This window comes from Staphylococcus sp. ACRSN (assembly GCF_022346615.1).
In the GTDB taxonomy this organism is placed as follows: domain Bacteria; phylum Bacillota; class Bacilli; order Staphylococcales; family Staphylococcaceae; genus Staphylococcus.
In genome coordinates this window covers 286,499-308,496 of record NZ_JAKRNS010000001.1, presented here as the reverse complement: position 1 = coordinate 308,496, position 21,998 = coordinate 286,499, and the positions used below count along the sequence as shown (strand labels likewise).

7 protein-coding genes are annotated in these 21,998 nt (G+C 34.3%); 1 reads left to right on the top strand and 6 read right to left on the bottom strand.

Annotated elements, in window-relative coordinates; all coding sequences use genetic code 11:
- Positions 1–4: 4 nt before the first annotated feature.
- The 3 genes from MHZ36_RS01335 to rpsF form a co-directional block, all read right to left on the bottom strand.
- Positions 5–16,804 carry a non-ribosomal peptide synthetase gene (locus MHZ36_RS01335; protein ID WP_239229113.1) on the bottom strand — a complete coding sequence of 5,600 codons (16,800 nt, stop codon included), beginning with the start codon at positions 16,802–16,804 and terminating at the stop codon, positions 5–7.
- Between the two features lie 449 nt (positions 16,805–17,253).
- Positions 17,254–17,769, bottom strand: a complete 516-nt coding sequence (gene ssb / locus MHZ36_RS01330; protein WP_239229111.1) for a single-stranded DNA-binding protein — start codon at positions 17,767–17,769, stop codon at positions 17,254–17,256.
- Positions 17,770–17,787: 18 nt separating this feature from the next.
- The gene (gene rpsF, locus MHZ36_RS01325; protein WP_239229110.1) at positions 17,788–18,093 is read right to left on the bottom strand and encodes a 30S ribosomal protein S6; all 306 of its coding nucleotides are present in this window, start codon (positions 18,091–18,093) and stop codon (positions 17,788–17,790) included.
- 412 nt (positions 18,094–18,505) lie between these two features.
- Between rpsF and MHZ36_RS01320 the strand changes: the two genes are divergently transcribed.
- Positions 18,506–19,297, top strand: a complete 792-nt coding sequence (locus MHZ36_RS01320; protein ID WP_239229109.1) for a GH25 family lysozyme — start codon at positions 18,506–18,508, stop codon at positions 19,295–19,297.
- A 103-nt stretch (positions 19,298–19,400) separates the two neighbouring features.
- Here MHZ36_RS01320 and ychF read toward each other — a convergent pair whose 3' ends face one another.
- Genes ychF through MHZ36_RS01305 form a run of 3 tightly spaced genes read right to left on the bottom strand, consistent with a single transcriptional unit; the run spans position 19,401 to position 21,620 of the window.
- A complete protein-coding gene (gene ychF / locus MHZ36_RS01315; RefSeq protein WP_239229108.1) occupies positions 19,401–20,498 on the bottom strand; it encodes a redox-regulated ATPase YchF in 1,098 nt (365 codons plus the stop codon).
- Positions 20,499–20,714: a DUF951 domain-containing protein gene (locus MHZ36_RS01310; RefSeq protein ID WP_239229107.1), complete on the bottom strand. Its 216-nt coding sequence runs from the start codon at positions 20,712–20,714 to the stop codon at positions 20,499–20,501.
- A gap of 21 nt (positions 20,715–20,735) precedes the next feature.
- Positions 20,736–21,620, bottom strand: coding sequence for a mechanosensitive ion channel family protein (locus MHZ36_RS01305; RefSeq protein WP_239229106.1), 885 nt, complete (start codon positions 21,618–21,620; stop codon positions 20,736–20,738).
- Positions 21,621–21,998: the final 378 nt, after the last annotated feature.

Sequence of the window (21,998 nt, the reverse complement as noted above, 5' to 3'; positions counted from 1 at the left end):
TTGCTTAGAAATTATTTTTTGGATGACTGATCATTTTTGATAATACTTCATTATCTGTTGGTTTCCACTCAAAGTTTAGTTTTTCCAAGATATAATTCGTCTTGAAATCTAATACTTCAAAGTGTGATTTGTTAAACATATTATTATCTAAAATACCAGTGTGTAATAGGAAATCATTGATTTCATCACTCTTAATACCTTGTTCGATACATTCCATTAAGAAGTCCATAAAGTCATTCCATTGGATGTTTTCGATATGATAATCATGTTGATTATAAACATTCATCAATTGCGTTAATGTTAAATGATGTGTGTTGTATATATGATGTATTTCATTGCTTAGTTGATTGTTCTTAATCAAAGTACTACAAGCTTCAGCAGCTTGATCTACCGGTGTAAATTCTAAACTGTCATTTGGAAGTTCTGGGAATTTTTCCAGTTTCTTAAATGATTTAATAACGCTATAGAATGCATTATTTTCTTCATTTTTTTGGAACAATCCAGTTCTAGAATCACACTGTAAGTTACCAAGTCTATAGATATTTGTTTCTACTCCTTGTTCTCGACTATCAATTAAGATTTTTTCAGCTTCGATTTTACCATCTAAATACACATTATTTGGTTTTTGACCAATATCAACATCGTATTCTGAGAATGTTAGTTGTGCCTTGTCTTCAACTTTACCTGAAGCTATTGAAATTGTAGACATATGGTGTATTTCTTTTACTTTGCCATCTTGTGCAAATTGAATTATTTGTTCAATTCCACCAACATTGGCGCCGTAAGATGCATCTTTAGTTGCAAAGTGATTTACGTTTGCTGCAGCATTGACAATTAAATCAATTTCTCCAGACAATGCTTCATAAGTCGATTCACTCATACCTAAATGTTCAGTCTCAATATTACCTTCAACGATATGAATTCTATTTGCAAATGCTTCGTCAATTTGAGATTCAAAATAGTAAACCCAGTTATTGTGCAACTTCGTTTCGCCTGTAATCTCTTTATTACTACGAACCATCACATAAATATCAAAGTCAGTATCTTCTAACAAATTATTTAGTAGATAAATACCAAAGAATCCAGTTGCACCTGTAAGCAATACATTCTTGTTAGATTTAACCGCTTCTACATCAATCACATCATATTGTTCTGCACTGTTTTCTTTATAACTTGCGATTTCTTGCATGAATGCATTACTAAATTGATGCGGTTGTTCTAAGTTAAACTCTTTTAGAGATGCTAATTTAGTCAACAAGTTCGTGTCTGCACTATCGTCTAACGATTCACTAATACGCTCAATCGTTTGTAGTTCAAATAAATCTTTAATAGAAATATTATATGTTTTAGATAATTCTGACGTTAACTTAATGGCTTTAATAGAGTCGCCACCAATTTCAAAGAAGTTATCATATACGCCTACTTGTTCGACATTCAAGACATTTTTAACTGCTTCTACTATTGTTGCTTCTGTCGCATTTCTAGGTTCAACATAAGCCTTGCTTTCCACTTCAATTTCAGGTAAAGCACGTTTGTTCAATTTGCCATTAGCAGTCAATGGTAATTGCTCAATTTGCATCATATATGCAGGAACCATGTAGTCAGGAACTTTTTTACCTAATTCTGCTTTAATATCACTAAATGATATCTCTTGGTCAGATACTAAGTAAGCACATATAGATAAATCGTCGCCAACCATTTGTCTAACAATAACACCTACGTCTGAGATACCATCGATTCGGCGTAAGTGACTTGCAATTTCGCCAAGTTCAATACGGTAACCACGAATCTTAACCTGCTCATCGATACGCCCAATATATTCAAGCTCACCATCTGATCTCCATTTTGCTAAATCACCTGAACGATATAACTTACCTTCTCCGAATGGATTATCGATAAATTGTTGTTCAGTCAATCCAGGACGGTTTAGATATCCGTGCGTAACCGCGATTCCACCGATACATAGTTCTCCTGGAACACCAATTCCCATTAGATTATTCTTCTCATTCAAAATGTAAATTTGAACATTTGAAATCGGTCTACCAATTGGAATAATATCGTATGTTTCACTTGGATATAGCGGATTACAAACGACTTCAATTGATGCTTCTGTTGGTCCATATAAGTCGATCAATAATGAGTTATTCGGTCTACCAAGTAAATCATTAAATCGATTTACTTGTTCTGGTTTCAATGCCTCACCACTAGATGGAATATAGTTAATCGACGCAATATCATCCATTCTATTTGTTGATTTAATGTAATCAATAAATACGCCTAACATCGAAGGTACAAAGTGAACCATCGTAATATCATTTTCTTGAATGATTGAAGCAAGCTTATCAGGATTACCTTCCTCACCAGATGGTAATAACACTAGTTGTGCACCTACCATAGCAAATCCAAAGATTTCCCATACAGATACATCAAATGTGTACAGTGTTTTGAATAATACTTTATCTTCACTATTAATATTGAAATCTTTAATCATCCAATTAATACGGTTCATTACACCTTCATATGATACGATAACCCCTTTTGGATTACCTGTAGTACCAGATGTATAAATAATGTACATTAAATCATCGGCACTAACGACACTTGGTAAATTCTCTGTTGGAAGATGGGCTAATCCAGCCTTATCAGTTAAGTTAATAATGTTACCATCATACTCAATCTGTTCGTCTAACGTTGCATCCGTCAATAGGATTTTAGGTTGGCTATCGTTTAGCATATAGTTAATACGATCCACCGGATTGTTCGGGTCAATTGGAACATAGGCTCCACCTGCTTTTAAGATACCGTAAATACCGATCATCATTTCTAAACTACGTTGTGTCAGCATGCCAACTACCATGTTCGGTTTTACACCTTCACCGCGTAATTTATAAGCAAGTTGATTTGCTCTGTCATTCAATTGTTGATAAGTCAGACTTTCCCCTTCATAAACAATCGCAGTACGGTCAGGTGTTTGTTCTACTTGAGCTTCGAAATGATCCATAAATATACGTCTATTATCTAATGCTTCACGTGTATTGTTAAATTCACCTAATATTTGCGTTCTCTCTTCAGACGTTGCAATGTTAATTTCGCCTATTTGATTTTCTGGTTGTTGTACTACATTAGCCAACAATTCGACATAATGCGCTAACATACGTTCAACCGTTTGATGTTCGAATAATTCTGCACCATATTCAATAGATACTTTATAGTCACCATCATCTTCAATCATCATGTTTAAGTCGAACTTAGCGTTGATGTTTGTTGCTTCTTTAGGTTCAACAATCCAATCTTCAATATCTAGACTTTCTTTTTCATTATTTTGCAATGTGAATAACACATCAAATAATGGGTTTCTTGTTAAGTCACGTTTTTCAACAATTTCATCTACCAATTCTTCCAGTGGATATTCTTGGTGATCATATGCTTTCAACGAAACATCTTTCACTTCATTGAGTAATTGATTAAACGATTTATTGCTTTCAGGATATGCACGCATCGGTAATGTATTTACAAACATACCGACAATATTCTCTGTATCTTGATGCGTACGCCCAGCAATCGAACTTCCCACGACAACATCCTCTTGTCTGCTGTATTTATGCAATAACACCATAAATGAAGATAGAAGAATCATGAAGTCAGTACATCCTGTTTTTTGTGTTAAACGACTGATTGCATGTCTTGTTTCTGCTGGAATTTGAGCGCTAACCGTCTTACCTGTAAAGCTTTGTGATTTTGGTCTAGTGAAATCGTATGGCAAGTCTAATACTGGTGCCTCTTCTTTAAATTGAGATAACCAGAATTCACGTTGATCACTTAAGTCACGTGTACTCATCCATTCACTATAATCTTTATATTGCACTTTTAATTCTTCTAATGTTTGATCATGATATAAAGCAGTAAATTCCTTAATAATCAAATTGATTGAGAAACCATCTGAAATCACGTGATGGATATCGAATAGTAGTACATAACGTGACTCAGCCACTTTAACAATTTTGACTTTTAACAATGGCGCTTGACTCAAGTCAAATGGTTGCACGAAATCATCTAGCAACGTCTCATAATTATCTGTAGAAATCTCAGCATATTCAATATTGATTTCAGCTGAATCATTAACAATTTGTACTGGTTCACCATCAATTGTCTCAAAGTGCGTACGTAATGTTTCATGACGTTCAATTAATGTTTGGAACACGTTTTGTACACGTTTTGGATCTACTTCACCTTGAATTTCTAGCATGCTTGGCATATTATATGCTGTTTGACCTTTCACCATTTCATTTAAGACATATAGTCGTTTTTGTGGTGAAGATGTTGCATAATAAGCTTTTGTTTCTGCCTCTGGTATATGTTGTGCAGTTGTTTCGTTAGCATGTTCATCAACAATCTTCGCTAATTGAGCTATTGTTGGATTTTCGAACATAGCCTTCAACGGTAAACGCACACCATTTGAAGCCTCTATCTTATTAATAATACCGATAGCTTTTAACGAATGACCTCCAATTTCAAAGAAGTTATCATGAATACTTACTTTTTCGATATTAAGATTCGTTTCATAAATTGTCGCGAGCATTGATTCAGTTTCATTTGTTGGCGCAACATAAGCTTTACTTTCAACTTTAATTTCAGGTAGTTTTTTCTTATCTAATTTACCATTTGAAGTTACTGGCAATTGTTCAATTTGAGCCATATACGATGGCACCATGTAGTCAGGTAATTTCTGGCTTAAAATAGCTTTGACATCTTCATTGACGATATCCTTATCAGATACGAGATATGCACAAATTGCAAGCTCTTCACCAGCCATAGGTTTAGCAATGACAGCTACATCTGAAATATAATCAATTTGGCCTAATAAGCTTTCAATTTCACCCAATTCAATACGATAACCACGAATTTTAACTTGTTCATCTATACGACCAAGATATTCTACATTACCATTTGCGCTCCATTTTGCTAAATCTCCTGTACGGTATAATTTACCATCACCAAATGGATTGTCGATAAATTTCTCTGCTGTTAAATCCGGTCTGTTGAGATAACCTTTCGTAACACCGACACCACCGATACAAAGTTCTCCCGGAACCCCAATACCCATTAAGTTATTATCTTCGTTCATAATATAAGCTTGGATATTGGCAATTGGCTTACCAATAGGAATCGTGTCATAAGTTTGATCTGCAGTACATGGATAATAGATAACTTCTATAGAAGCTTCTGTCGGTCCATATAAATCGATGAGCAACGAGTCATTCTGTTTACCAATAACTGTATTGAATTGGTTCACTTGTTCTGGCTTCAACGCTTCACCACTTGCCAACACATAATTAACAGTTGAAATGTTGTCTACTTTATTTGTTGATTTTATAAAATCAATAAATACACCTAACATAGATGGAACAAAGTGTACCATTGAAACTTGATGTTGTTCTAATAAATCAGTGATTTTTTCTGGGTTACTCTCTTCTCCAGATGGTAACAGAACTGCTTGACCACCTATCATAGCAAATCCAAAGATTTCCCATACTGACACATCAAATGTGAATGGTGTCTTAAATAAAATCGTATCATCACTGCTGATATGATATTTATCAATCATCCAATTTAGACGGTTCATAACACCTTTATAAGGAACCATAACACCTTTAGGTTTACCTGTTGTACCAGACGTATAGATGATGTACATCAAGTCATCGACTGTTGTTACAGGTTCTAAATTATCTGTAGCTTGCGTTGTAACCATCGCGTCATCAGTCAGATCAACTACCTTATTATCAAACTCAATAGACGCATCTAATGACTGATCCGTTAACAATACACTTGGCTGACTATCCCCTAAGATATAGTTAATACGATCACTTGGATAGTTAGGATCAATCGGTACATATGCACCTCCAGCTTTCAAGATACCGTATATTCCAATCATCATTTCTAAACTACGATTTGTCATTAGACCTACCGGTGAATTAGGTACTACACCTTCAACACGTAAATAGTTCGCTAATTGATTCGCTTTCGCATTCAACGCTTGATAAGTCAAACTTACACCTTCATATGTGATAGCAGTTTGTTTTGGCGTTTTAGCCACTTGAGTTTCAAAGCGTTCCACAAATGTTTTCGTATTATTAAATGGCACGGCTGTATCATTGAATTCATTGAAGATAATATCTTTTTCTTCCTGTGTAATCATTTCTAAATGACTAATTTTCTGTTCAGGTTGTTGAACACTATGCTCTAAAATTTCAACATAATGTGCCAACATACGTTCAACAGTTTCACGATTGAAGAGTTCTTGTGCAAATTCAAGTGCAATGCTATAGCCTTGGTCATCAAAGATTGTCATGCTTAAATCAAATTTGGCATTCGTAGTCGATGGCTCTTTTTGTTCAACTGACCAATCATCGATTTGCAAACTTTCTTTTTCATTATTTTGTAATGTAAATAATACATCAAATAATGGATTACGTGTTAAATCACGTGTCTCAACAATTTCATCTACTAGTTCTTCTAATGGATATTCTTGATGATCAAATGCTTGAAGGGATGTGTCTTTCACTTCAGCAAGCAATTGTTTAAATGACTTCTCACGTTCTGGATATGCACGAATTGCTAGCGTATTAACAAACATACCTAACATTTGCTCTGTTTCTTTATGCGTACGACCAGATATCGGACTACCTACAACGATATCTTCTTGTCGGCTATATTTGTGTAATAGCACCATGAATGATGACAACAAGATCATATAATCAGTACTGCCCGTCTCTTGTGCTAGTTGTTGAATTGCAGTTCTTGTTGTTTCAGAAATAGACACGCTAACTGTTTCACCTGTATAGCTTTGGTGATTTGTACGTGAATAATCATAAGGTAAATCAAGCACTGGTGCTTCATCACTAAACTGTGACAACCAGAATTCACGTTGTTCATTTAAATCACGTGTATGCATCCATTCACTGTAATCTTTATATTGTACTTTTAATGATTCTAATGCTTGATTATGATATAGCTCTGTAAATTCTTTAATAATAAGATTTATAGAGAAACCGTCAGAAATAATATGATGCATATCGAATAATAGTACATAACGCTGTTCTGCACATTTGACCACTTTAACCCTTAATAAAGGTGCGTTGGCTAAATTAAATGGTCTGATAAAGGCATTTAACAATGGTTCGTAATCTTCAGTATACGCAACTTCATAGTCCACATTGATTTGTACTTTATCTTCAATAATTTGTACTGGTTCACCATCAATCGTATCGAAATGTGTACGTAATGCTTCATGACGATTTACTAGTTTTTGGAATGCATTTTGTACACGTGCCACATCAACACTGCCTCTAATTTCTAACATACTTGGCATATTATAAGATGTCTGACCATCCATCATTTCGTTTAATACATATAAACGTTTCTGTGGTGATGATGCCAAGTAATGTGATCGAGTTTCAGCTAATGGAATTTCTTGGTTTGTTGATGCTGTTGACTCATTTTCAATCGCGCTCGCTAACTGTGCTACCGTTGAGTTTTCAAAAATTGTTTTCAATGGTACGCGTACAGATAATCGACTTTCAAGCTCATTAATTACACTGATAGCTCTCAGAGAATGCCCACCAATTTCAAAGAAATTATCTGTTGCACTTACGTTTTCAATATTTAGTACATTGCCAAATACCGTAGCTATTGTTGCTTCCATTTCATTCCTTGGCTCAACATATACTTTCGTCTCAAGCTCAATTTCAGGAAGACCTTTCTTATCTAACTTACCATTCGCCGTAACTGGTAATTGGTCAATTTGCGTCATATATGTCGGAATCATATATTCAGGTACTTTCTTAGATAAAACTGCTCTGACAGAATCAAAATTTATAGCATGATCTGAAACAAAATATGCTGCAATCATTGCTTCTTCGCTACCTTTTGGCGCTTTAGTAACTACAGCTACTTCCGCTACTTCATCGATTTGAGCAATCAAGCTTTCAATTTCACCTAATTCAATACGATAACCACGTATCTTGACTTGTTCGTCAATTCTGCCAAGATATTCTAATTGACCATCTTTTCTCCATTTTACTAAATCGCCTGTGCGATACATTTTACCGGTACCAAATGGATTATCAACATACTTCTCAGCTGTTAAATCTGGTCTATTCAAGTAACCTTTTGTGACATTGGCACCACCAATACACAATTCTCCTGGCACACCAATACCTAATAAGTTATTATCTTCGTTTAAAACATAACCTTGGGAATTGGCAATCGGTCTACCAATAGGAACCTCAGTATAAGTTTGGCCTGCAAATACAGGGTAATATGTTACCTCGACCGTTGTTTCAGTAGGTCCATATAAGTTGTATAGCAATGTTTGGTTTGGTCCGCCAACTAAATCATTAAATTGATTCACATAATCGACTTTCAATGTCTCACCACTCGTAAATACATGGTTTAGCGAAGCGATGTTGTCTTGTCGTTGTGTTGTCTTAATGAAATCTATAAAGACGCTGAGCATTGAAGGAACAAAGTGTGCCATCGTAATATCATACTCATCGATTACGGAAGCAATCTTCTCTGGGTTACTCTCTTCTCCTGAGCGTAGCATAACAATTTCGCCACCCATAACTGCCCAACCAAAGACTTCCCATATAGACACGTCAAAGGTAAATGGTGTTTTGAATAATATTTTATCCGTTGCACCTAATTCGAAGTAATCGACCATCCAGTTCAAACGATTCATTACGCTACCATATGGTACCATTACACCTTTAGGCTTGCCTGTAGTACCAGAAGTATAAATGATATACATTAAGTTCGTTTCATCAATCACGAGTGGCAGGTTATCCGTTGGTAGACTTTCAAGGAATGTATTATTCGTTAATTTAATAATTTCTTTCTCAAATTTAATACCGTAGTCTATGTTTTCATCGGTCAACAACGCTCGTGGATTACTATCTTCTAAAATAAAATTCGTACGCTCATGCGGATGACTTGGATCTAATGGTACATATGCACCACCTGCTTTTAAAATACCGTATATACCAATCATCATTTCTAAACGTCGCTGAGACATAATACCAACTAAGTCATTTGGTTTAACACCTTCATTACGTAATTGATATGCCACTTGGTTTGCGCGTTCATTTAACGTTTTATACGTTATCGTTTCACCTTCAAATGTAATAGCTACTTTATCAGGAGATTGTGCAGCATGTTGTTCGAATCGTTCAACAAGCGTCACAGTATTATCTAATAATAAATCTGTATCATTAAATTGATTCAAAATCACATCTTGTTCTGACTCAGTAATAATATCAATATCGCTAATATGTTGTTCTGGTTGTTGTGCTGCATTCGCAATCACTTCAATAAAGTGATTTAACATACGTTCAACCGTATCTCTTTCGAATAGTTCTTCTGCATATTCCAACGATACTTGATAACCATTATTTTCATGAATCGTCATACTTAAATCAAACTTAGCATTCGTGTATGCCGCTTCTTTTTGCTCAACAGACCAATCTTCTATTGCTAAGCTATCTTTTTCGTTATTTTGTAATGTAAATAACACATCAAATAGAGGATTACGCGTTAAATCACGTGTCTCAACAATTTCATCAACAAGTGCTTCCAATGGATATTCTTGGTTATCAAATGCACTCAAAGCCTGTGTTTTCACTTCTGATAATAATTGGGCAAATGATTTCTTGCTCTCAGGATATGCACGCATTGGCAACGTATTTACAAACATACCAATCATGTTTTCAGTATCTCTATGTGTACGTCCTGATATCGGGCTACCTATAACGATATCTTCTTGACGACTATATTTATGCAACAATACCATAAATGAAGACAATAGCACCATATAGTCCGTGCTTCCTGTTTCTTGTGTTAATCGTTGAATATCCTGTTTAACTGTATCAGGCATGTCTACCGTTAAAGTCTTACCGGTAAAGCTTTGTTGATTTGGTCTTGAATGATCGTATGGTAAATCTAATACCGGCGCTTCATCTTTAAACTGATCTAACCAGAACTCACGTTGGCCACTTAAATTACGTTCACGCATCCACTCACTGTAATCTTTATATTGAATATCTAATGGTGCTAATGATTGATTATGATATATTGCCGTGAACTCTTTAATAATTAAATTAACTGAGAAGCCATCTGAAACGATATGATGCATATCAAAGAGTAAAATATAATGTTGTTCTGCTAACTCAACGATACTCACTCTCAGTAATGGTGCTTTACTCAAATCAAATGGTCGAATAAAATCACTCAATATTGTTTCATAATCATCTATGTTGGACTGGTTGTAATCAACAACTACTGTTGCAGAATCATTAACAATTTGCACAGGTTCTCCATCTTTAGTTTCAAAATGCGTTCTCAATGCCTCATGTCGATTGACAATAGTTTGGAATGCCTGTTGCACACGTTCCACATCAACTTCACCTTTAATTTCTAACATGCTTGGCATATTATAAGCTGTTTGACCATCCACCATTTCATTTAATACATAAAGTCGTTTCTGCGGTGATGATGTAAGATAAAATGCTTGTTGCGTCGCCTTCGGAATACTTTGTGTACTACTATCAGTTGCATATTGTTCAACTGATTTTGCTAATTGAACTATTGTTGGACTTTCAAAGATAATCTTCAGCGGTAAACGCGTTCCGATTCGACTTTCGATTTGATTAATAATACCAATAGCTCTTAGAGAATGTCCGCCAATTTCAAAGAAGTTATCCGTAATACTCACTTGCTCAACATTTAAGACATCTTCATAAATGCTTACAAGCATAGATTCCATCTCTGTTGTTGGTGCAACATAAGCTTTACTTTCTACTTTAATTTCTGGTAATGCTTTTTTATTCAATTTACCGCTTTGTGTTACTGGTAAATCATCGATTTGCATTATATAACTTGGCACCATGTAATCTGGTAATTTATGACTTAAGTCTGCTTTAACTGCTTCTAAGTCAATTTCTTGGTTAGCAACAATATAAGTACAAATTGCTAAATCACCATCTGTCATTGATTTTGTTACAACGGCAACATCTAATAAATCCGTATTTTGGCGTAATACACTATCGATTTCACCTAGTTCGATTCGGTAACCACGTATTTTAACCTGTTCATCAATACGACCTAAATATGCAATATTGCCATCTGCATTCCAACGTGTTAAATCACCAGTACGGTACATTTTACCTTCACCGAAAGGATTGTCTACAAATTTTTCAGCCGTCAATTCTGGTCTATTTAAATAGCCATTTGTCACATTGACACCCGTAATACATAGTTCTCCAGCTACACCAACGCCCATTAGATGATTATCTTCATCTAGAATGTAAGCCTTAGTATTAGCAATTGGTTTCCCGATTGGAATAGCGTCATATTGTACACCTGACACACAATCAAAGCTAGTAACGTCAATTGTAGTTTCTGTAGGTCCATAGAAATTCAATAATCTTGTATTATTTTCTAAACCAATGTGTTCATTAAATTGATTCACTAATTCTGGTTTTAACGCTTCACCACTTGCCAAGACATATCTCAAACTTGAAACTAAGTTCGCTTGATTTGTTGTCTTAATGAAATTAATAAACACACTAAACATAGATGGTACAAAGTGGACCATTGTCGCTTTGTTGGTATGAATTAAAGACATAATCTTCTCTGGATTACCTTCTTCTCCAGAAGGTAATAATGCTGCTTCAGCACCTATCATCGCAAAACCGAACACTTCCCATACAGATACGTCAAATGTAAATGGCGTCTTGAAACAGATTGTATCTTCATTTGTGATTCCATATGTTTCAATAATCCAATTCAAACGATTCATTACACTCTCACCAGGAACAAGTACACCTTTTGGTCTACCCGTCGTTCCAGAAGTATAAATAACATACATAAGATTCGAAACATCAGTAATATGTGGTAAGTTCTCTGTCGGCAATGACCAAATTGATTTATCTGCTGTTAAATCAATCACCTTATTATCAAATACAATATTTTCATCTAGTGGTTTGTCTATTAACAAGACTGGCGCTTCACTATCTTCTAAAATATAATTAATTCGCTCGATAGGATAATTTGGATCAATTGGTACGTATGCGCCTCCTGCTTTTAAAGCACCAAAAATACCGACAATCATTTCTATACGACGATTCGTCATAACTGCAACAAGCGAGTCTGCACCGACGCCTTCAGCACGTAATTGATACGCCATCTGATTAACACGTTCATTCAATGCTTGATAAGTTAAACTTTCTCCTTCAAATGTAATAGCAACTTTATCTGGCGCTTTTGCCACTTGTTGTTCAAAGCGTTCAACAAATGTTTGTGTATTATTGTATGGCACTGTCGTATCATTAAAGTCATTTAGAATCATATTTTTCTCTTGCTGCGTAATCAATTCTAATTCACGTATGTTATGTTCTGGATGCGCAGTGATTTCCGATAAAAGTTCCATAAAGTGTGATAACATACGTTCGATTGTTTCACTTTCAAACAACTCTTCAGCATATTCTAATGCCACTCTATAACCATCATTGTCATGAATTGTCATGCTTAAATCAAATTTAGCATTTGTAACTGATGATTCAATTTGTCTCGTTGACCAATCGTCAATTTGGAAGCTTTCATTTTCTGTATTTTGCAATGTGAATAATACATCAAATAGCGGGTTACGTGTTAAATCACGTTTTTCTACAATCTCTTCGACGAGTGCTTCCAATGGATATTCTTGATTATCTGACGCTGCTAATGATGTCGCCTTCACTTCATCTAACAACTGCATAAACGATTTGTTACGTTCTGGATTCGAACGCATAGCCAATGTATTAACAAACATACCAATCATATTTTCCGTTGCTTTATGTGTACGACCAGAGATTGGGCTACCCACAATAATATCTTCCTGACGACTATATTTATGCAATAACACCATAAATGAAGACAATAGAACCATATAGTCTGTGCTACCGGTACGTTGAGATAGCGATTGTATTGCACGCTTAGTATGCTCAGGCATTTCTAAACTCACAGTTTTACCCGTAAAGCTCTGTTGATTCGGTCGCGCATGGTCATATGGCAAGTCGATAACTGGCGCCTCTTCTTCAAATTGAGATAGCCAGAATTGGCGTTGGTCATCTAAATCTCTTGAACGCATCCATTCACTATAGTCTTTATATTGAATCGATAATTCCTCTAATGTTCTCCCTTTATATAGCGCAGTAAATTCTTTAATAATAACGTTAATAGAAAGGCCATCTGAAATAATATGATGCATATCAAAAAGTAATACATAACGTTTTTCGTCACACTTCACCACTTTAACACGTAACAATGGCGCTGTAGTTAAATCGAATGGTCTGACAAACTCGCTTAATAACGCGTCATAATCTGTCGTATCTATTTCATCATAACCAACTTCAATTGACCCCTCGTTATCGATAATTTGTACTGGTTCACCATCGACAGTATCAAAGCGTGTTCTCAATGCTTCATGACGTTCTACAAGTGCTTGAAATGCATTTTGCACTCGTTTAATATCTACATCGCCAACGATTTCTAACATACTAGCCATATTATATGCTGTCTGTCCTTCGACCATTTCATTCAGTACAAAAAGACGTTTTTGAGGTGAAGATGTAAGATAATACGGTTTTGTTTCCGCTTTCGGAATCTCTTGTCCTAAAACATTTGATTCTTCACTCTCAAGTAAATACGCTAATTGCGCTGAAGTAGGATTATCAAATACAGCTTTTAATGGCAAACGTTTTGCAGTTGTACTTTCAATTTCATTAATCACACTAATTGCTTTTAATGAATGTCCTCCAATTTGGAAGAAATTGTCAAAGACACTTACTTGGTCAACATTCAATACTTCTGCAAAAATATTAACAATCACTTGCTCCATATTATTACGTGGTTCAACATAATCTTTACTATCAACTTTTATTTCCGGTAATGCACGTTTGTTCAATTTACCACTTTGTGATACTGGTAACGATTCGACTTGCATTATATACGCAGGAACCATATACTCAGGCAACTGTTTGTTTAATTGTGCTTTAATAGCTTCAACATCTATGTCAGCATCCGAAACAATATATGCGCAAATTGATAATTCTTCATCTATTACTTGCTTCGCTACGACAGCAACATCCGTTACAATTTCATGCTGACGTAAAACATTTTCAACTTCGCCTAATTCAATACGATAACCTCTGATTTTAACTTGTTCATCAATACGACCTAAATAAGTAATATTACCGTCAAGTTCCCATTTAGCTAGGTCACCTGTACGATACATTTTCCCTTCACCGAATGGATTATCTACAAATTTTTCTGCAGTTAATTCAGGTCTGTTTAAGTAACCCTTTGTAACATTGGTTCCGGCAATGCATAATTCACCTGCGACGCCAATAGCCATCAAGTTATTATTTTCATTTAATATATATGCTTGTGTATTTGCAACTGGTTTACCAATAGGAATGGCGTCATATTGTTCACCACTGATACAATCAAAACTTGTTACGTCTATCGTCGCTTCTGTAGGACCATATAAATTAATTAATAATGTATCATTTTTGCCACCTATTAAATCATTAAATTGATTTACTAACTCTGGTTTTAATGCCTCACCACTTGCTAAGACATACCTCAAACTCGACACAGCGTCAGCTTGATTTGTAGATTTAATATAATTAATAAACACACTGAACATAGACGGTACAAAGTGGACCATAGTCGGTTGTGTTGATTCAATAACTGATACAATTTTTTCAGGGTTACCTTCTTCACCTGATGGTAGTAGTACTGATTCTGCACCGATCATTGCAAATCCAAACACTTCCCAAACTGATACATCAAATGTAAATGGCGTTTTGAAAAACACCTTGTCTTCGTTCGTAATATCATACTTATCAATCAACCAATTCAAACGGTTCATCACACTTTCGCCAGGTACAAGTACACCTTTAGGTTTCCCTGTTGTACCAGACGTATATATGACATACATCAGGTTAGAAACATCCGTATTGTGAGTTAAGTTAGTTGAATCTAATATTTCAAACTTTTGAGTTTGAGTGATATCTATAACTTTGTTGTTATAAATGATGTCATTGTCTAAAGATTGATCGGTTAATAATACTTTAGCTTCACTATCCTCTAGAATATAATTAATACGTTCCGTTGGATAATTTGGATCTATCGGCACATAAGCTCCTCCAGCTTTAAGTGTTGCATATATACCAATAATCATTTCTATTCTTCGATTAGACATAATTGCCACAAGCGAATCTTCAACCACACCATCTGCACGCAATTGACGTGCCATCTGATTTACTTTAGCATTTAAGGCTTCATAAGTGAGACTTTCTCCTTCAAATGTAATTGCAGTCTTTGTAGGATGTTGTGTCACTTGTTGTTCAAAACGTTCAACAAATGTCATTTTATTATTTAACGCTAATGCTGTGTTGTTAAAATCTTTCAAAATGGTTGTTTTTTCTTCGCCGTTTACAACTTCAATGTCCTTGATTTGGGTCTCTGGCTGATCAATCATATGGTTTAATACGTGGAATATCGTTTCGTGAAGATTGTAGATACCTGATTCGTCTAATGCATCGATTTGGTAATCGTAATCGATATCCATTCCCTCACCATTACTTCTATTACTAAGATTGACACTTAAAGGTGAGTTGTTTGTACCATTATCTAACCATTCATCCGTATATCCTTTTTTGACAAATTCTGCATCATATTGCGTATTTTGGAAGGAAACGAAACAGTCTACTAAGCCTTTTTTATTGCCACTATTTTCCACAATATAATCATATGGATATTTTCTATGTTTCAATAAATTCAAGCTTTCTCTACGAATCTTTTCAAGATAGTCTCGAACTGTTTGTTCTGGATCAGTATCAACAATCATCGGTAATACGCGTGAAAATATACCCGTTGATGATTTTTCCTTTTTCGTATTCCTGTTATGTATAAGTAGTCCGACAGAGTTTGTTTTAGAAAGTGTATTTTTGTGCTTGATGATTTGCATGATAGCAGAAAACAAATTACTAATACTAATTTCATTATCTTCACAAAATTGGAAAATACGTTTAGTTTCATCCTCAGGTAATTTAATGCTTATTCTTTTACCTACAGCGCTATCTAACGTGGATTTATCAAATAAAATATTATCTTCGAAATTTTCTAATTTTTCTAGCCAAAATGCTTTATCTTTATTAAAACGATTAGTTGTCTCATATTTTTCTTCTGTTTCTATGGCTTCAAAATAAGTTGCACCAATATCTTCCTCAGATACAGATTTACCTAACAACTTCTTAATGAGGTTATTAACTACAATTGTTACGCCCCACGCATCACTAATTAAGTGATGTTGTAATAAGAAGATACCATAGTACCCTTCAGGATATTTAAAAATGACAGTCTTATATAATTTCTCATCCAAATTAAAGATATTCGTGCTTGCTGTTTCTTTAATCCATTTTTCATATCCGTCTTGATCTTGATAAAAATCATGATATTCAAAATCTTCATGTTCATAATCTACTAAATATTGTTTATATACGCCATCTTCCTTTGTGATTCTGATACGAAGTGTATCATGTTGCTTCACAATTTCATTAAAGGCTTCATTAATTTCATCATATGTTATGTTATTTCTCATATGTACTACGCCAGCGATGTTACTAATACTTGTATTTTCGTAATATTGTTCAATCTGTAATATTTCTTTTTGTGCATAAGATAATAATTTTGTTTCAGTCAATGCAGCGAACCTCCTATCAATCTACAGTAAAAAAATATAATAATATTATTCTATTTTATAACCAATCGTATAATAATTATTATAAGTTACAGTTACATAAATTAATTCCCATTTATACTCTTTCTAAACATTTTAATATCTATTTTCGTAATATTTTTAATGAGCAATTTTGTACTTAAAATTTAAATTTAAATTTTTATTATTATTATTTTAATATTAATCTATTTAGAGCTTTTCGATTAAGCTATGTTTTATAATTTTTATATGGGTTTTCACTACATGTTTTTATCCATTATGTAAAAAAACATAAAAAAATACACCTCCATTTCTGAAGGTGTACCTTTTCATTGCATTATATTTCACACATTTCACACACATATATAATACAATTCACACATATTATGATTAATCTTTGAATCTACATTTCGTATTCACACAATACTTGTAGATTAAAACGGTAAATCATCATCACTAATGTCTATCGGGCCATTCGCATTTGCAAATGGATTATCTGATTGTCCATTATTGTTTGATGGTTTGTTATTATTTTGATAAGACGTGTTTTGACCAGATTGTTGTCCACCGAAACCTTGGCCATAGTCTTGGAAATTATTATTTCCATCCTGTTGTTGGCGTTGGTTTTGACCTTTAGGTTCAAGGAATTGAACACTATCACAAACAACTTCTGTGACAAAAATACGACGTCCTTCTTGGTTTTCATAGCTACGTGATTGAATGCGACCGTCAACGCCAGCCAAACTACCTTTAGATAGGTAATTATTTACATTTTCTGCTTGCTTTCTGAAGACAACACAGTTAATGAAATCAGCTTCGCGTTCCCCTTGCGCATTTGTAAACGTACGATTTACCGCAAGGGTAAAAGTCGCAACACTCACGCCTGAGGGTGTTGTTCTATATTCTGGATCTTTAGTTAAACGACCGACTAAAACAACTCTATTTATCATTTAAGCGACCCCCATTAATTATTTTCTTGTTTTATCTTCGTCTTCACGAATAACGATAAAACGGATGATATCATCATTAATTTTAGCTAAACGTTGGAATTCGTCAGTAGCTTCATTGTTATCAGTTTGGATACGTACGATATTGTAGTAACCTTCTGTGAAATCGTTGATTTCATAAGCTAAACGACGTTTGCCCCAATCTTTAGTTTCTAAAACTTCTGATACGTTAGTTGCTAAAATTCCGTTGAAGCGTTCAACGACAGCTTTCTTAGCATCTTCTTCAATGTTTGGACGAACGATATACATAACTTCATATGTTCTCATATTATAATTGCACCTCCTTGTGGTCTATACGGCTCATCATATTGTATGATAAGCAAGGAATAATTTTCATTACTCACAGTCAAGAATTATAGCATAAGGTATTACTTTTTACAATGATAATCCAAACCCTACATACATATTTCTAATTACTATGTTTCATATGAAACATTTTTTATTAAACTACAAAAACCCCCTCTAAAATCATTACAATATTGTATTGCAACACAATTTTAAGGTACTTCTATTATTAAATTTATAATTATTTTTTAAAAAGTTTTAATGTACTTCCACATATGGTTGCTAAATAAATATAATTCCATTAGCATAACAACTACGCTACATATTTAGTTGTTTATCACTTTGCATAACGATTATTGTCACGTAATTTTAAGCACATTATAAGGAGAAAGCTATGGTTTCTACAATCAAGAAAAGTTTAATCTCAATGAGTGTTATTTTCGCATCAACTTTGACAATTCAAGCTACAAACGCTTCACAAATTGATGCTAGCGAAAAAGGCACAATGGGTTATGGTTATCACAAATATGTTTCGAATCATCCGGATATAAACGCTAAAAAACAAAACTCAAAGCAATTGCAATCTGAAGCAGGCAATAGCGGAGATCGTGTACTCGATATTTCCGAATGGCAAGGCGACTTATCAGAACAACAGGTCAAATCCTTAAAAGATAATTATGATTTCATTATTATTCGTGCCCAATATGGCTCAGAAAAAATAGACGCATCACTTAGTCATAATTCAGCTATTCTGGATAAATATAATATGGATTTCGGTGTCTATTCTTATAGCATGTATGAAAATCCAGATGACGCGCGTTATGAGGCACAAACATTATATAATCGTGCGCCAAAAGCAAAATTCTATATTAATGATTTTGAGCAAAATTCTGTTACTTCAGGTACGACAGACCAAAGTACAAACGCTTGGTATGATGAAATGAAAAGCTTAGCAGGTAATAAAAAAGTGCTCTTTTATTCATATGAAAACTTTATGAAACAACACGCAACCCAATCTGCCAACAACTATGACGGCGTGTGGATTGCCAACTATAATGAAGCTCAACCGACTTCATCTCATGTATTATGGCAATACACAGATAGTTATAATTCTCAAGAACTCAATCAAAATGTTGATGCGAATTATACTGGCCCAAATGTTAATTCTGAATGGTTCACGTCTTAAATATATATTTTTATATCATCATATCTTTATTTCGATATAAAATAGCGCCCACAGCATCCAATTGCTGCGGGCGTTTTATATTTCGACTACTTTTAAATTTTAATTAAACATTAAATCTGAAGTGTACGATGTCTCCGTCCTTCATAATATATTCTTTACCTTCAAGACGTTGTTTACCAGCTTCTTTAGCACCACTTTCACCATTATATTCTACATAGTCATCATAACCTGTGACTTCAGCACGAATAAAACCACGTTCAAAATCTGTATGAATAATACCTGCACATTGTGGTGCAGTCATACCTTTAATGAACGTCCAAGCTCTGACCTCTTGAACACCTGCAGTAAAGTATGTTGCTAAACCTAAAAGGTCGTAAGTCGTACGAATCAAACGATCTAAACCAGGTTCTTCAATACCTAAGTCCTCTAAGAACATCTCTCTATCTTCATCATCTAACGTTGCAATTTCTTCTTCAATTTTGGCACTGATTACAATTACTTCTGAATCTTCTTTTTGTGCATATTCGCGAATTGTTTTCACTTTTTCATTGTCTTCGTCACCAATTTCATCTTCACCAACGTTAGCAATGTATAACATATCTTTCGATGTTAATAGTTGTGCATTTTTTACATATTTTTGATCTTCATCTGTAAATTCTAGACTTCTCACTGGCTTACCTTCAGCTAACGCTTCTTTTATTCTTGATAAAATGCGGACTTCATTTTCAGCATCTTTATCTTTTTGACGCGCCATTTTTTCAATTTTTGGTAAACGTTTTTCTACTGATTCTAAATCAGCTAACACTAATTCCATATTGATTACTTCAATATCATCGATTGGATTCACTTTACCAGAAACGTGTGTCACATTATCATCATCAAAGGCACGGACGACTTGACATATTGCATCAACCTCACGAATATGTGATAAGAATTTATTACCTAAACCTTCCCCTTTTGAAGCACCTTTGACGATACCAGCGATATCAGTAAATTCAAATGTTGTCGGAATCGTTTTTTTAGGTTGAACCATCTCTTCTAAAACATTTAATCGACTATCTGGAACTTCTACAATCCCTACGTTTGGATCAATCGTCGCGAAAGGATAATTCGCTGCGAGTGCACCTGCTTTTGTTATCGCGTTAAATAGCGTAGACTTACCGACGTTGGGCAACCCAACTATACCTGCTGTTAAAGCCATTTATTCATTCTCCTTATTTTCAGCATCTTGATTAGATACTAGTATTTTCTTTAATTTTTTATTAAACGTTTGTCTAGGAATCAAAATACTTCGCTGACAATTTTCGCATTTTATTCGGATGTCTGCACCTACACGAATAATCTTAAAACGATTCGTTCCACATGCATGCTGCTTCTTCATCTCTACAATATCATTCAAACCGTAATCTGATGTCATGTTGTTACACCTCCGAACTTTCTATGCTTTATTTTGTTGATTCGAATCATATTGTACCATAACTGGTTGAGGCACTTTAATACCGTTGACTTTAAATAATTTATGAATTTCTTTTCGCAATATACGCGCCCCAGAAAATCCTTCTCCTGGAACAGTTTCAGCAGAAATACTCAATACAATTTCATCTCTCGTAATAGAATTGATACCTATTACATTCGGATTGGATACAAATAGATAGTATTTAGATCTCATCGCTTCAAAATGTTTCGTCAAAATCTCTTCCACATGATCTATATCTTCTTCGACTGAAACAGGTATTTCAACAATGGCTTCTCCGTTCGTCACAGAGTAATTTGTTATCTCACCCATACTACCGTTAGGTAAAGTCGTCAACTCACCACTTACTGTATTAATACGTGTTGATCTTAACCCTATTGCTTTTACGGTACCTTCTGCAACAGTTGTACCAGCACTATTAATTTTAACATAGTCACCTACATCAAATTGATTTTCAAAGATAATAAAGAAACCAGTAATAATATCTTTCACTACAGTTTGTGCACCAAAACCAACTGCAAGACCTACCACACCTGCACTTGCGATTATTCCTTCAACACTAATACCAAATTTACTTAAAATCGTCGTCAATACTATAAACCACACTACATATGAAACGACATTTTGAATTAGAGAAATTAATGTGTTGGAACGTTTTTTATTCGCTTTTTTGCCTTTATTTTGTATTTTGAAAAACTGTTCTATACCTTTATTAATAAATCGCAATACAATCCAAGCCACGACGATGTACACAACGATCATAATTAAATTAGAAAGTAAGTTTTGGTACGTTTCTGGCTTAGTAAGCGGCTCTATCAATGAGTATAAAATACTTTTAAGTTGATTCATACGTTCGTCCTCCTTGTCACATCATTGCGTCATTTAATTTATTATATCGAATTTGATTATAAAATAAATACTACCTCAGATTTAAAGTTTTATTTAAATAAGATACCGTTTCATACTATTTTAGTTATGCATTTATTATTCGACAATAAAACATGGCATAAGAAAAAGAACCATAATTTAAAATCATGATCCCCTAACATCCAAACAGTAATTTTACTATAAAGGGACGCCATAACACAAGCTTTTCACCATACATCACTAGGCTTCACCAACACTTAGCATTATATATGAATTTAGTCAGGATTCACAAAAAATTATATGCAATACAATTTAAACATTATATAAATAATAACATTTCGGCATAAAAATCGTACATTT